A 14,998-nucleotide genomic window follows, 5' to 3' on the forward strand; every position below is an offset into this window, starting at 1 on the left:
CATCTGTTCAACCAAATCATTTACAGTATAGGCGATATCATTTTTGTCTAGTTTTATTTCTAAATCTAAAGGCAAAACCACTTGATTCATGTTATAATCTTTAAACATAAGGATCCTCCTTGGGATTATGGTGTGGTTACTTTAATTCTATCAAAGGGGATCCTTTTTGTTTATGTAAAAATTACAAAAATATAAAAAAATCGTGGGATTCATCATTACGATGGAGTCCCACGATTTTTTATGTTGCTGGGTTTTGTCCCAGCCTCTTTAAATCCTTCTCCTACAATCATATTCAATTTCTTACTCATAACTTTAATATCAATAGGAGTTTCTAGGTAGATTTCTCCATCTGTATCAATTTCTTTAGCGTCTTCTGTCTGAATCTTTATATGCTTACCTTGTACATGTTTAATTTGCCCTTGCTCATTCGCTCTTCCGCTTTTATTCGATAGGCTGAACCAATCTCTAATAGTTTGCAGATTGGATTCTTTAACAAAAATGACATCAAAATAACCATCTTGCACCGAGATGCTCGGCAACGGGAATTGATGTGTTCCTACGAAATATCCATTCATGACGAGTACCATAACCGCTTCTTCCTCAATGACTTCATCATCAACAGTCACATGAAATTTCATTGAATTACTTTGTTGAAATTGTTGGATCGCACTTAAAAAGTAACTGACTTTCCCTAAGGATTGTTTTAATTGATCATCAATATTTTCAGAGGTTTCTGCGATTAACCCTCCACCAGCGAAATTCAGAAAATAATTGTCATTAATCGAAGCCATATCTATTGGCTGAGACTGATTATTCAATATCGTTTCCGCAGCTTTTTTCAGATTTTGAGGAATCGCTAACACTCTTGAAAAATCATTGCAAGTTCCACCAGGTAATATCGCTAATTTAGGTGGGTCTTCCATCTGTCCAAACTCATTAATAACAAGATGAACCGTTCCATCTCCACCATAAACAATAAATAAGTCAACATCGTGGTAGTTTTGGCATACTTGTTTTAATTTCTCTTCTGAAGGAGCTTGTTTTAAGATTAATTCTCCTATATGTGGCCCAAGGATCGGCATGACTTGTTGCATTAGCTTTTGTTTCTCGTCATTTGGTTTTTCTTCATTTATTAATAAAATAACTTTTTCATAAACCATCCAACCACCTCTACTAATAATTATTTTACCTTTAATTAATCTAGCTCAAACATTATCCTACCTATTTACTATTAAATAATTAAAATTATCCAAGTTTCTTTTATCATTTAAATTTAGACAATTAACGGTGATTGAATTAACTATATATCGTGCATCATAACCCACACCTTGTAATAAAGCAGAACCACGACGATATTGCCAAGGTAACCCAATAAAGTATAACCGTCTATCGTTGAAACCCCTTCTAACATGGATGACTTTCCACTATAATCTAAGACTCCATCTATTTGTAACCACTAATATTCTGGGGTAAACCCTGTCGCCCATATAATATTGTTCACCTCGAGATTTGAGTGATTATCAAAATATACTTGATTATTGTCTGCATTTATCACCCTGCTCTTCAAAGTGACTCTATTTTTCTTCATTGCTTTCTTTAATTCAAAACCGAGTAGAGGATCCCCTTCTCTTTGAACCATTCTTCCAATTATAGAGCGATTATTAGCTTTAAGTTTACTAATTTATCAAACCACCAAAAAACACTTTTTTGAAACATTTATAGAGGAGGGGAGGTTAGTTGATGCCCAACAGCCAAATAAGTTTGTTTTACTTCAGATAATTCGACAGCTATTTGTGCCCTGCTGATTCCTCCTACTACCAAAGCGGTTCCTTCTAAATTTAACTTTATATATTTTTATTAAGCACTTTTTGGTATGTTTTGGCTTTTGAAAAATATGGGTATAGTATAAACAACTCTTAAGTAAAGGAGAGATTTAGAGATGTTAGAACTTATTATCTTTTTAATTGTTGGTGGGTTAATCGGTTGGATTGCAGGAGCAATGCTTGGTGGTACACCAGGTGGCATTATAGGAAATATTGTTGCAGGTATCATTGGTGCTTGGATTGGCTCAGCATTATTTGGCCAATTCGGTCCAGCTATTGCTGGATTCTATATCATACCAGCCATACTAGGTGCATTAATCTTTGTTGCGATCCTAAGTCTTGTATTAAAAGCAATTAAATAATACAAGAGGCCCTAATAGAACCACCTATTAGGGCTATTTTTCTATTTGTATCTTTACATTCGGATAAAGCTTACCTTTAACTGTCTATCTCCACTGCTATATGCATATCAATTGAATTTTTATTATATATATCAAACAATTGTATTCATAACCTCGAGACAGAAAGGTGTCGACTATGTCAATAGAACTTAGCGTATTAGATCAATCACCTATTTTACAAGGTCATAATGAACGTGATGCATTAGCACAAACCATTGATTTGGCTAAACACGTGGATCGATTAGGATATAAACGTTTTTGGATGAGTGAACATCACAGTACTAAGAGCTTGGCTGGGTCTGCTCCAGAGATATTAGTATCTTCGGTTGCTGCAAATACCAATCAAATACGAGTTGGAACCGGTGGTGTTTTACTTCCACACTACAGCCCATATAAAGTGGCAGAAACATTCCGGGTTTTAGAAGGACTTTATCCGGATCGTATTGATTTAGGAATAGGCCGTGCACCAGGAGGTATGCCAGGAGTTAATTATGCACTCAACCGTGGTCAGTACCCAGATGTGCAAACCTACCCTACCCAAGTCTCACATCTTATTGATTATTTAGTTGGTAACTCGCCAGAAGGCTATCAAGTGAAAGCAACACCTCAAGGTGACTCCACGCCACCAGTGTTTCTGCTAGGGTCTAGTGGCGGCAGTGCCTCTGTAGCTGGCCAACTTGGTACGGGATATACTTTTGCACAATTTATCAATGGCGATGGTCATCCATCTGCGGTTGAAAGGTATTACAACAGTTTTATTCCTTCACCATTAATGAGAGAACCCCATGCTAGTATAGCTGTTTTTGCGGTCGTTGGAGATACAGAAGAAGATGCTGAATTTTTAGCATCAAGCTTAGACCAAGCCCTACTTCTGCTTAACCAAGGTAAAATCCGCGAATATTTTCCAACGCCTGAGGAAGCAAGTCAGAACAAATACAACATGTATGAGATGGAAGCGATTAGGGAAAACAGAAAACGAATGATTGTCGGAGACGCCGAAAGTGTTAAACAACAAATTGAGTACTTGGCAGATTTATTTAATGTTAACGAAGTGATGGTCAATGTAATTGTAAGTCCGTTTGATAAACGATTAGAGTCTTACACGAAACTCGCAAAAGCATTTAATATGTAAATGTAATAAGGAGTGTCTATGATGATTGCGTTTGATCACTTAGTTATTTATTCAAATGATCCAGTCAGACACCAGGAGATTTTTTCTTCTTCCCATAACCAGGTTGGAGTTCCTGGTGGGAAACATAGTCTTTGGGGAACATTTAATCACCTGGCTTTTTATAAAAACAATGCTTACATTGAATGGTTAGGGATTGAAAACGATGAACAAGCCGAACAATCAGATAATCCGCTCATCCAACATGCCTTTCACTCAAAAAGTAAAGAACAAGAAGGGCCGATTCAATTCGCATTAAGAATTAATAATATGGATGATTATCTTAACTATTTTAATGAAAAAGGCATTGAGTATGACGGGCCTTTCCCTGGTCAACGTACACGTCCAGACGGATCGGTTTTAGAATGGAAAATGTTGTTTCCAAAATATAATTTTGATGCAGAACCTCTGCCCTTTTTAATCGAATGGAATGGTGAGGGTAATATTCCAACAGATGAAGCAGATCTTAATCCAAGTGAGTTTAATAATGTGACGATTCACTCGCAAAACCCTGAAGCATTTGCGAGTCGAATGCAGGAAATCTATCAACTAGGTGATCCTATGCAATCGAAATCCAGATATGAGTGGCCATTAGAGAATGGTAAATTGTTCGTTAGTAAAGGCCGAGGAATAGAAGCTCGATTTAAATTTAATTTAATTAAATTTAAATCTTCTTATTAAAATCCGAACTGAATGAGCAGTTTGGATTTCTTCATGGTACCACATAGTTTTCAGATAGTTTTCCGGACAAAAAATGGCCCTTTCTGGAGCTTTTTTCAGCTCATCCGGACAAATTTTTGCCGAAGAACCTTAAAATCGGACTTTTTCCGGAGCTTACAATCGGTTTTCCGGAGTTTCAGCACCGCTTTCCGCACATTTTACCCGCTGATAAATATTTTTATTTCTACTTCCGAAATATTCTTTATCCGAAGTTTTTCATGTGATATAATAAAAATGAAATTGTCAAAAAATTTTGAAGCCATTAGGAGGTTATCGCATGAGTAAAACAGCATACCCTGTAGTTTGGGATTTAGATGTCTTTTTTGAAGGTGGCAGTGAATCACCTCAACTTCGTAAACATTTGGAACAAACAAAAAATCAACTTCATACATACGCTGAAAAGCTAAAATCATTTGAAACACCTACTTCAGTTTCTGACGCAAGTCATGTGGCTGAAGCTTTGGAAGAAGCATCCGATATCGGTCAAAAAATGCGCCAAGCAGGTGCTTTCATTAGTTGTTTAGAAGCTCAAGACATGAGTGATAGTAAAGCAAGTGCTCTTCGCAGCGAAGTTACTGAAATGTCTGCTTTATATGGTTCTACTTTTAATGTACTAAAACAAAAGCTTTCTAAAACTGATGAAAAGGTCTGGAACGAACTGCTTAATTCTGATAAGTTAAGTGAATTTGAATTCATCTTGAATGAATGGCGTACACAAGCTCAAGAGCAGTTATCAGAGGATGAAGAAGCTCTAATTTCTGCTTTATCCGTTGATGGATACCATGCTTGGGGGCAAATGTACAACACAATTGTTGGTGAAATGTCAGTAACAGTTGATGGTAAAGAATTATCTGTAGGTCAGGCGAACAACTTGTTATCACACGAAGACCCTAACATTCGAAAAGAAGCTTATGAAAAATTAGAAGCTGCCTGGAAGGAAAAAGAAAACCTTTTTGCTAAAACATTAAACCATTTAGCTGGTTTCCGTCTAAACACATATAAAAAACGTGGTTGGAATAATGTTTTAAAAGAGCCTTTAGATATTAACCGCATGCAGGAAAAAACTCTAGATGCGATGTGGGGCGCTATTACTAAACACAAAGATACATTTGTACAATATTTAAACCGCAAAGCTAAACTACTAGGTAAAGAAAAACTAGAGTGGTACGATCTTGGTGCACCAACTCAGAAAAACAAGAAAAAACTTTCTTATGATGAGGGTGCAGAATTTATTTTAGAACACTTTGAGAAGTTCAGCCCGATCATGGCGCAATTCGCAAAAACAGCGTTTGAAGATGCTTGGATCGAAGCTGAAGATCGTCCTGGTAAACGCCCAGGTGGTTTCTGTACTGGATTTCCGTTAAATAACCAGTCTCGTATCTTTATGACATACAGTGGTTCCATGTCTAACGTGGCGACACTTGCTCACGAACTAGGTCATGCCTTCCACTCGTATGCATTAAAAGGTGTTCATCCATTAAATCGCCGCTATGCTATGAACGTTGCTGAAACAGCTTCAACTTTTGCTGAAATGATCGTTGCTGATGCTTCAGTAAAACAAGCTGATTCTGAAGAAGAAAAAATCGCTCTATTAGAAGATAAATTACAGCGTAGTGTGGCATTCTTCATGAACATCCACTCACGTTTCTTATTTGAAACGCGTTTCTATGAAGAGCGTAAGAATGGTTTTGTTCCAGCAAGTCGCTTAAATGAGTTAACAGACGAAGCTCAACGCGAAGCTTATTGTGGAGCAGTAAACTCAACAAGCCCTAGCTACTGGTCGAACAAGTTACACTTCCATATCACAGGTGTACCGTTCTATAACTTCCCGTACACTTTTGGGTACCTCTTCTCGCTAAGTATTTATGCAAAAGCGCTTGAAGAAGGCACAAGCTATGAAGAAAAGTACATGGCTTTACTTCGTGATACTGCAGTTATGACAGTTGAAGACTTAGCAATGAAACACTTAGGTGAAGATATTACTCAAGTAGCGTTCTGGGAAAAAGGTATTGAGCTTTGCAAGAATGATGTAAAAGAATACTTAAGCTTAACTGAGTAATTTTACGAGGTCTATGTCCTGATTTATACAGGCTTAGGCCTCTTTTATTATTTGTGGCGAGTTTTTCTTGTAAAATGGAGAGAGTTCAAGCGTAACAGCGAGTCAATTTTTATTTCGGCGAGACAACGACCTAATAACAACATGAAGTGACTAGTCATTGATCCATAACGGCGAGTGGCCTCGTTCAAATAAAACAAACCAGCTATGATTTTTTATTCATAACTGGTTTGTTTTTCTACCATTGATTCTTTTTATATTTACGATAGTAGTTAAACTGTCGTAGAATGAGATATAATTTACGTTTAAAACTTTTATCCCCTTTGTAAAACATAGGGTTACCCCATTTTTTCTTCCTAATTAATCGGCGAACTTCTTTATTAATTTCTTTATTTTTCACAAAAACTTTTAAAACTCTTTTTGGGACCACTGTAAAAAGAAAATGCGTATCTAACCATGTTAAGGGTTTCGTCTTATCAAAAATAACATCATCTACAAAATAGCTAGCCATATTATGTCCACATTGAGTAGCATAATAACTAGATCGTCCTTGCCTTATATTCACTTCAAACACCTTGTATTTCCCATCACGCTCATCATATTTGATATCAAAGTTCGCAAAACCTTTATAACCTATATTTTTGAGGAAGTTTTGTAGCTTCTGTAAAAGTTCTTCATCATATCTAGTGATACATGCTGTATAATTTCCAATGGCAGTTGCTGTATGTTCTTGCAGGACAACTTGCGCTAAAGTGCCTAATTGAACTTGACCTTTACTGCTCAAATAGAAGATGGAATCCCACATATATGTATCATCACCAGGGATATAATCTTGAATAATTAGATCTTTTTTATAACCGCTCGCTACAACTTTGTCTATTACAGATTGAATTTCTTCATATGAATCTACGCGATAAATTTTCCGTTGGCCATCAAATTTATTTTTATAATATTCAACGCCATCACTTGGTTTAATGACAACAGGGAATTGAACCTCTTCCTCAAAAGTAGTTGGATTTGAACAATCATAAAAATATGTTGTAGGTGTGTCCAGTCCCTGCTCTTTACACAACTCATAAAAGTTCTTCTTAACTAATAGATTATTCATTAACTCTTCATCCATATAGTTAAAGACGAACCACTTACTTAGTTCTTCCTGATTCTCAATAATTAAACGGACATAAAAATCATTTGTGCCAACAAGTAATAATTTTCGTTTAGGGTCATGATACTTCTCTGCTATTTCGGACATGACTTTAACAAATGATTCTTTCTCCCATAAATCTGAGTGATACTCGATTGTCTGAGGGATGGTACTAAATTTCGTGAAAGACATCGGTTCTTTTCCGATAAGAATTGGATGTATGTTATAGGCTTCATGAAATGAAATAGCCATATTATATGCATTCATATCTGTTCCAATAATAATAGGTATAAAAGGTTGTGGCTGCATAGGTTCCTCCGTGAAATGTTGTATTTTATAATAAATTTATTTTATCAGTTAAAACGACAAAAATCGAGGTAAGTAAAGTGTGGTTTCTAATAAAACGACTGTGTAATTATTGTTTTTGATTCCACAAATCGCTACAGGCGGACGCTTGCCGCGGGCACGGCCTCAACTAAGGAACTTCAATGAATTCGCTTCATTGCACCTTTTCACCGAGGAAGCTTACTACGGAGCGTTACAAGTAGACGTAGGTGCATCCTGCGTCTCACCAATATTTCATATCTAACAACATTAAACCAAAAAAGCTGCCGAAGTTTTCTCGACAGCCTAACTTACTTTTATTAATAAAAAAACCTTTTCTTTCGTCTATTTCTGGTTTTGATGATGAAGAAAGTGACTAAGCCCAGAGCTAATATAACCATAAATGCGTTAACAGAACTAACACCATTCACTTGAGAGGCTTTAACGTCCTTTTTAACCTTCTCTTCCTTCTCTGGCTTTTGAACTTGTGTCAAAGGCTGTTCGACTAAAAGCTCACCTTCATTGTTCTTTACAATTAATTCGCCGTTATTCACATCTTCAGAAATCTCTTCACCTTTAGACGCTGTAAATGTTAAATCTTCATTAAAAACATATTCCATCGTGCCTTCATTGAAAACTTCACCTGTAGCTGAGATTGAATAAGTCTGGAAGTTTTCAAAACCATATTCAAGTAAACGTTCTGTATCTACATAAGAAAGATCAGCTGTATCAGCTTTTAGCGTCACAGCTATCAAATCAATATGGTCTCTGGTTGCAGACGTTACGAGTGTAAAACCAGCCTGGCCAACAAAACCATTTTTCACGCCTGTAACATCATCTCGTTGCCTGACTAATCGGTGGTGATTATAAATAACTGTATCCCATCCTTCGCCATCCCATTTCAATGATTTAGTCGCAGCAATTTTTCTAAACTTAGGGTTCTCCATGGCGTATTGAGTAATTTTAGCCATATCTTCTGCAGTAGTGACATGATCTTCATCATATAAACCATGTGGATTCTCAAAATTTGAATGATTGAACCCTATTTTTTCGTCAACAAATCGGTTCATACGTCTCGCAAAGGCTTCAACACTTCCATCCATATGTTCTGCAATAGCGACACCAGCATCATTACCAGAGTTCAAAAGTAGTCCTTTGACTAATTTGTCTAACGTAACACGTTCACCAGGTTCCAGGTACACTCTTGTACCACCTGTTTGACGAGCGTTTTCGCTTACCGTCACACTATCATTAAGGTTACCTTCTTCTATTGCAATGATGGCAGTTAATATTTTAGTAATACTTGCAGGAAACATGACCTGATCACTGTTTTTCTCGTAGAGTACTTCTCCAGTATTTGCATCTATTAATATAACTGCTTCACTGTTTAATAATAGTTTTTGTTGTTGTTCTTGTGCATATATATTGTTTGATAAAAATAATACAATGAGTGAAATAAATAGTATTGTCTTTTTCAAGCTGATAACCCCTTAAACGTCTAGTACAACACTTAAATTATATAATCTAACCCTCTATGAGCGCAATGCAACATATATCCTTAATTTTTTTATGTAAATAATAATAGAAATATTGTAATACATGAAAAAAGAGCCAAATTTTGGCTCTAACTATACTGAATATGATTATTCAATTATTTAATGCCTACTTATTATTGACCAACATTTTTCTCATAATACACAAAAGGTTCTTTAAAATGACCGTGCGATTCAGAAGCAGCATATGAGTAACCTGCTCTTTCAAATAGACGTAAAGCTGCTTTATTCGAACCATTCGTATCAGTTCTTAGTGAAGGGAATTTACGTTTTTTAGCCAATTCTTCTGCGTATTGATAAAAGGCTAACCCTACTCCGCGTTGACGAGTATCTGGATTCACCGCTAAACGTTTTATACATAAATACGGCTTTTTAGATATTTTCCAATCGATTCCATCATATTCATGATGCCCTTGATCATCAATACAAGCTATCCCCAATAGTCTTCCATTTTCTTCATAAACATACAACTTACCATTATGTAAATCACTCTCATAATGTTTTTTTGTTGGATAATCCTCATTCCATTGATCATTGCCCTCTAATAACATCATTTTCTTAGCTTTCTGTATGATTATTTCAATTTGTTCTAAATCTTCGAAACACCCTTCTCGGATCATATGGTCACCTCTTTCTTTAATTAATTTTATTCTATAAAAAATGGACCTGCAATTGTTTGACATTCAAACGTATATTTGAATATAATATATTCAAACGATGATTTGAATGAAAAGAGGATTACAATTATGAAATTACCAAATTGTACTTCTGCAGTAACTGAAGAAGAGTTACAAAACGTTCACTCTTCATTACAAGAAGTGCCTGTCAAATCAGTAAGTCAATTGTTTAAAGTACTCAGCGATGTTACACGAGTTAAAATCGCTCACGCATTAACGGTTCAAGAAGAATTATGCGTATGTGACGTTGCAGCGCTTACAGATACATCTGTCGCTTCTGCTTCCCATCATTTACGTACATTGAAGAAACACGGTTTAGCCAAAATAAGAAAAGACGGTAAGAATGTCTATTATTCGCTCGACGATCACCACGTTCACGATTTAATTAAGATCGCAATCGAGCACCAAGAGGAACTGGAGGAATAAGTTATGGGGGAAAAAGAACAAAGCTTTTACGTTCAGGGAATGTCTTGTACGAACTGTGCGAAGACGTTTGAAAATAATGTAAAAGAAATTTCTAGCGTTGAGAATGCTGATGTTAATTTTGGTGCATCCAAAATTACCGTTAGCGGCTCAGCAACCATTGAAGATTTAGAAAAAGCAGGTTCATTTGAGAACTTAAAAATTACTAAAGAATACGAAGATGCACCCCAAAAATCATTTTGGGATTACGTTAAAGAAAATGGAAATATCGTTACTTCACTAATGTTTTTAGCACTTGGAATTGTATTTCACACTCAATTAGGTGCTGAACACCCAGTTACAATCGGTACATTTATTATTTCCATTGTGACTGGAGGACATCGTTTATTCATTGCAGGGTTTAAGAACTTAACGAAGCTCCGCTTTGATATGAAGACGCTAATGACCATTGCCGTCATTGGGGCAGCCTTAATTGGAGAATGGATTGAAGGTGCTGCCGTCGTTATTTTATTTGCTGTAAGTGAAGCTTTAGAGTCTTATTCTATGGATAAGGCGAGAAACTCGATTAAATCATTAATGGGAATTGCCCCTAAGACAGCTAATGTTATTCGAGGTGGCGAGAAACAAGAGATTAATGTGGACGATATACAAATTAACGATATTGTGATTGTTAAGCCTGGGGAAAAAATTCCAGTTGATGGTGTCGTTTCTAAAGGTGAATCATCCATTAATCAAGCAGCGATTACAGGTGAATCTGTACCTGTCTTTAAAACCTTAGAGGATGAAGTGTTTGCCGGTACATTAAATGAAGAAGGCTATTTAGAAATTCGTACGACTAAACTCGTTAAAGATACGACTCTTGCTAAGATCATTCATTTAGTTGAAGAAGCGCAAAACGAAAAAGCTCCTGCGCAGCAATTTATCGATCGATTCGCAGCTTACTATACACCGGTTATTATGTTAATTGCTTTAGGAGTTGCGGTCATTCCACCACTCTTCTTTGACGCTGGTTTTGAAACATGGTTATACCAAGGCCTAGCAGTTTTAGTGGTCGGTTGTCCTTGTGCCCTAGTCGTATCAACGCCTGTGGCAGTTGTTACAGCAATTGGTAGTGCGGCTCGAAATGGTGTTCTCGTTAAAGGTGGTGCCTACTTAGAAGCATTAGGGCATATTAATGCTATTGCTTTTGATAAAACTGGTACCATTACTCAAGGAAAACCTGTCGTACAAAAAGTAATTAAATTTGATGACTCCATAAGTGATGAAGATTTCCATGGCCTTGCTTATGCTCTGGAAAACCAATCTCAGCATCCATTAGCTAAAGCAGTGATCAACTATTCTCATCAGTTTAACGTAACTGAGCTTGAAGTAGACGAATTCCAATCCGTCACAGGAAAAGGCATCATTGGAACCATCACCGGTGATTCATATAAAATTGGCAGTCCGGCAATGTTTGAAGGGTTAAGCTCAGACACTCTAAACGAAGTTGAAGGTTTACAAGAACAAGGTCACACAGTGGTGTTAATGAGTAAAAATGATACATTGATTGGACTATTTGCGATTGCAGATGACGTTCGTGATATGTCTAAAAACATGCTAGAACAAATTCATCAATTAGGAATGAAACATTCCATACTTCTAACTGGTGATAACGAAAAAACTGCTCGAACCATTTCTGAAAAAGTTGGTATTAAAGAATATTTAGCAAACTTATTACCAAAAGATAAGCAAACACAAATTAAACAGCTAAGTCAAAAATACGGGAAAGTTGCCATGGTTGGTGATGGTGTAAACGATGCTCCAGCATTAGCAACAGCCGACGTAGGAATAGCAATGGGAAGCGCCGGAACAGATACCGCACTTGAAACTGCAGATATTGCGTTAATGGGTGACGATTTAGAAAAACTTCCATTCACTGTTCGTCTTAGTCGTCGCACGTTAAATATTATAAAACAAAATATTGGATTTGCTTTAGGCTTAAAAATATTAGCACTTCTACTTGTAATTCCAGGCTGGTTGACGCTTTGGATTGCAATCTTAGCTGATATGGGTGCGACACTACTTGTCACACTTAATGCCTTAAGATTAATCAAAAACAAAGAATCCAACTAGCTCAGCTAGTTGGATTCTTTGTTTAATACTGTTCTTTTTCTCCAGCTTTAATAGAAGCGTCTGATTGTCGATCCGCTTCTTCGGGTTTTTCAAATTCATCTAACTTCCCTGCTTTTTCTATATCACCAGAAGCTTTATACCCACCAATTGCTTTATTAGAGGTGGTACCATAAACGGCCATTCCACCTAATTTTACATTAATATCCGCTTGGTCACGTTCGTCTTTTTTATCCACCTTTTCACCTCCTGAAAATTTAAGGTTAAAGATATTATTTAAATAACACCAAACTCTTATACATTTTAAGTTCTTGACATATTTTAACCTCACTAACTATGTTAAACTTTCAGAGAAGTATAAAAATAGCTTTATTTTTTAATAAGGTGTGTTATGAATGATTGATCAACAATTAATTCATCGAATCTTAGATGAACATAAGAATTACAAACAAAAACGTCCCTTTATTGTTGCGATTGATGGGTTAAGCGGAGCTGGAAAAACGACCATTTCTAATCAAATTGAAAATGAACTTACTAAAAGGAATATTTCTGTCGCCATATTTCACATAGATGATCATATTGTTGAGCGGAAGCATCGATACAACACAGGCTATGAAGAATGGTATGAATACTATTACCTTCAATGGGATGTTAAATTATTGCAACAAAAATTATTTAAGGCATTACACAACGAATCAAAATTGACTTTGCCTTTTTATAATCATTCAACTGATACAACATTGTACAAAACCGTCAATATCAATTCTAGCGAACTGGTTTTAATTGAAGGGATTTTCTTGCAGAGAGAAGAGTGGCTGCCTTATATTGATTACGTTGTTTACATTGATTGTCCAAGAGAGATTAGATTTGAACGTGCGCTGAACCGAGACACATATATTGGTGACTATCAAGAACGGTTGTATAAGTACAAGCGACGCTATTGGCAAGGTGAAGATCATTACTTAAATCATGTAAATCCGTTAAAAAGAGCGGATTTTTCAATTAATAGCTATCATCAAATAACGTGGAAAAGTTATGACTAAATATAGAAAGGTGAAAACCGTGGAAGTACAAACTGAAAGGTTAAGAATCGTTCCATGTACAAGAGATTTTTTATCAAGTAGATCTGATCACTATAAAATACGTCCTCACATCAAATCTTATCTAGACAACCTGGATTATGACCCTGATTTAGTGGGATGGGGCGTTTGGATAGTTATAACTAAAACCAATGATAACATGATTGGAGATATCGGATTTAAAGGAAAACCTGTTGATTTCCAAGTGGAAATTGGAGGTGGTATTTTACCACACTCACAGGGTTTTGGTTATGCAACCGAGTCTATTAAAGGGTTAATTAACTGGGCATTTTCATCGGAGCAAGTAACTACAATTAAGGCTGAATGCCATGCTAGTAATAAACCGTCGATAAGGATAATGGAGAAAATAGATATGGTAAAAGTTAAAGAAAAAAATCGCTTTATAAACTGGGAATTGACCAGACTATAAATAAAAAGGGGCCATTATTTAGGCCCTTTCATGTGTAAAGAAGTTAATATTTGATTTGATTTTTCAACAAAAATCTTCATCTCTTCCTCTGTCCCAATTGAAACCCGTATATAGTCCTTTAAGTTTTCAAAATAACGTACATAGATTTTTTCATTTTTCAATGATTGGTAGAGCTTCTTAGCTTCTATCTGCTTAGGCTTCACAAAAAGGAAATTTGCATCTGATGGTAATACTTCAAAACCAAGTTCTTTTAGCTTTTGACGCGTCCACTCTCTTGTAGATTTTATTTGCGAAATAACTTGGTCATAGTAATCACTGTCTTTTAATGCAGTTTCTGCCCCTTTTAAAGTTACACGGTTAATTGTATAAGAGTTAAATGAGTTTTTAATTCGGTTTAGCCCTTCAATCAGGTCAGGATTCCCAATGACATACCCGAGCCGAATACCAGCTAAGGCATGAGATTTGGATAACGTACGAGTGATTAAAACGTTCGGATACTTTTTGGTTAATGGAACAGCGGTTTCTGCGCCAAACGCTACATATGCTTCATCAATAATGACAACCTGGTTTGAGTTGTGACTCACAATTTTTTCAATCTCTTCTAATGACAAAGAACGACCTGTTGGAGCATTTGGGTTTGCAAAGATTACCCCACCGATTGAATCACACATACCTTCAAGGTCTATAGAGAAATCGTCATTTAAAGCGACTGTTTGGTAAGGAATGTTATAGAGTCTTGCGTATACTGGATAGAAGCTATAAGTGATTTTTGGAAACTTAATCGCCTCATTCGGCTCAAAAAATGCTTGAAAAGCAAAAGCTAAAACTTCATCAGACCCATTACCAACAAAAACATTACTGGCATTTACGCCCTCGCGTTCGGCAATCACTTGACGTAAATCATCAACAGTCGGACTTGGATATTTTCTTAAATCTTCTCCTACCGCTTCACGCATAGCCTCGATAGCATATGGTGATGGTGGGTAAGGATTTTCATTGGTATTTAATTTTATAATATCCGTATCAATAGGTTGCTCCCCAGGCACGTAGGGTTTCGTTTTTTTCACCGTACTGCTCCAGAACCTGCTCAT

The 14,998-nt window shown here is 36.3% G+C and carries 14 protein-coding genes; 8 read left to right on the top strand and 6 right to left on the bottom strand.

Features of this window, described 5'->3' with window-relative positions; genetic code table 11:
* Positions 1–215: 215 nt before the first annotated feature.
* On the bottom strand, positions 216–1,160 hold the full coding sequence (locus E3U55_RS07590) for a diacylglycerol/lipid kinase family protein (protein WP_134339839.1): 945 nt from the start codon (positions 1,158–1,160) through the stop codon (positions 216–218).
* A gap of 779 nt (positions 1,161–1,939) precedes the next feature.
* Here E3U55_RS07590 and E3U55_RS07595 point away from each other — a divergent pair.
* The 4 genes from E3U55_RS07595 (at position 1,940) to E3U55_RS07610 (ending at position 6,171) form a co-directional block, all read left to right on the top strand.
* A complete protein-coding gene (locus E3U55_RS07595) occupies positions 1,940–2,185 on the top strand; it encodes a GlsB/YeaQ/YmgE family stress response membrane protein (RefSeq protein ID WP_134339840.1) in 246 nt (81 codons plus the stop codon).
* Between the two features lie 175 nt (positions 2,186–2,360).
* Positions 2,361–3,356, top strand: a complete 996-nt coding sequence (locus E3U55_RS07600; protein ID WP_134339841.1) for an LLM class flavin-dependent oxidoreductase — start codon at positions 2,361–2,363, stop codon at positions 3,354–3,356.
* Positions 3,357–3,377: 21 nt separating this feature from the next.
* Entirely contained in the window at positions 3,378–4,073 is a 696-nt protein-coding gene (locus E3U55_RS07605; RefSeq protein ID WP_194840843.1) for a VOC family protein, read from the top strand.
* 316 nt (positions 4,074–4,389) lie between these two features.
* Positions 4,390–6,171: a M3 family oligoendopeptidase gene (locus E3U55_RS07610; RefSeq protein ID WP_134339843.1), complete on the top strand. Its 1,782-nt coding sequence runs from the start codon at positions 4,390–4,392 to the stop codon at positions 6,169–6,171.
* A 235-nt stretch (positions 6,172–6,406) separates the two neighbouring features.
* Here E3U55_RS07610 and E3U55_RS07615 read toward each other — a convergent pair whose 3' ends face one another.
* The 3 genes from E3U55_RS07615 to E3U55_RS07625 all read right to left on the bottom strand — a co-directional run bounded on the left by E3U55_RS07615 (position 6,407) and on the right by E3U55_RS07625 (position 9,809).
* Positions 6,407–7,621: a carboxylate--amine ligase gene (locus E3U55_RS07615; protein WP_134339844.1), complete on the bottom strand. Its 1,215-nt coding sequence runs from the start codon at positions 7,619–7,621 to the stop codon at positions 6,407–6,409.
* Between the two features lie 335 nt (positions 7,622–7,956).
* A complete protein-coding gene (locus E3U55_RS07620; RefSeq protein WP_228547499.1) occupies positions 7,957–9,114 on the bottom strand; it encodes a D-alanyl-D-alanine carboxypeptidase family protein in 1,158 nt (385 codons plus the stop codon).
* A 191-nt stretch (positions 9,115–9,305) separates the two neighbouring features.
* Entirely contained in the window at positions 9,306–9,809 is a 504-nt protein-coding gene (locus tag E3U55_RS07625; RefSeq protein WP_194840844.1) for a GNAT family N-acetyltransferase, read from the bottom strand.
* Between the two features lie 126 nt (positions 9,810–9,935).
* Here E3U55_RS07625 and E3U55_RS07630 point away from each other — a divergent pair, with 126 nt between their 5' ends.
* Together E3U55_RS07630 and E3U55_RS07635 are read left to right on the top strand one after the other, a co-directional pair.
* Positions 9,936–10,292: an ArsR/SmtB family transcription factor gene (locus tag E3U55_RS07630; RefSeq protein ID WP_134339847.1), complete on the top strand. Its 357-nt coding sequence runs from the start codon at positions 9,936–9,938 to the stop codon at positions 10,290–10,292.
* Between the two features lie 3 nt (positions 10,293–10,295).
* Positions 10,296–12,401, top strand: coding sequence for a heavy metal translocating P-type ATPase (locus tag E3U55_RS07635; RefSeq protein WP_134339848.1), 2,106 nt, complete (start codon positions 10,296–10,298; stop codon positions 12,399–12,401).
* A 22-nt stretch (positions 12,402–12,423) separates the two neighbouring features.
* Here E3U55_RS07635 and E3U55_RS07640 read toward each other — a convergent pair whose 3' ends face one another.
* The gene (locus tag E3U55_RS07640) at positions 12,424–12,636 is read right to left on the bottom strand and encodes a hypothetical protein (RefSeq protein ID WP_134339849.1); all 213 of its coding nucleotides are present in this window, start codon (positions 12,634–12,636) and stop codon (positions 12,424–12,426) included.
* 157 nt (positions 12,637–12,793) lie between these two features.
* Between E3U55_RS07640 and E3U55_RS07645 the strand changes: the two genes are divergently transcribed.
* Complete coding sequence (locus tag E3U55_RS07645; RefSeq protein WP_134339850.1) at positions 12,794–13,441, top strand: kinase; 648 nt, start codon at positions 12,794–12,796, stop codon at positions 13,439–13,441.
* Positions 13,434–13,907, top strand: coding sequence for a GNAT family N-acetyltransferase (locus E3U55_RS07650; protein ID WP_228547500.1), 474 nt, complete (start codon positions 13,434–13,436; stop codon positions 13,905–13,907). Before E3U55_RS07645 ends, E3U55_RS07650 begins: the two co-directional genes overlap by 8 nt.
* A gap of 14 nt (positions 13,908–13,921) precedes the next feature.
* Here the strand turns inward: E3U55_RS07650 and hisC are convergent, their stop codons facing one another.
* On the bottom strand, positions 13,922–14,998 hold the full coding sequence (hisC, locus tag E3U55_RS07655) for a histidinol-phosphate transaminase (protein ID WP_134339851.1): 1,077 nt from the start codon (positions 14,996–14,998) through the stop codon (positions 13,922–13,924).

The sequence above is a fragment of the Filobacillus milosensis genome (assembly GCF_004402015.1).
In the GTDB taxonomy this organism is placed as follows: domain Bacteria; phylum Bacillota; class Bacilli; order Bacillales; family Alkalibacillaceae; genus Filobacillus; species Filobacillus milosensis.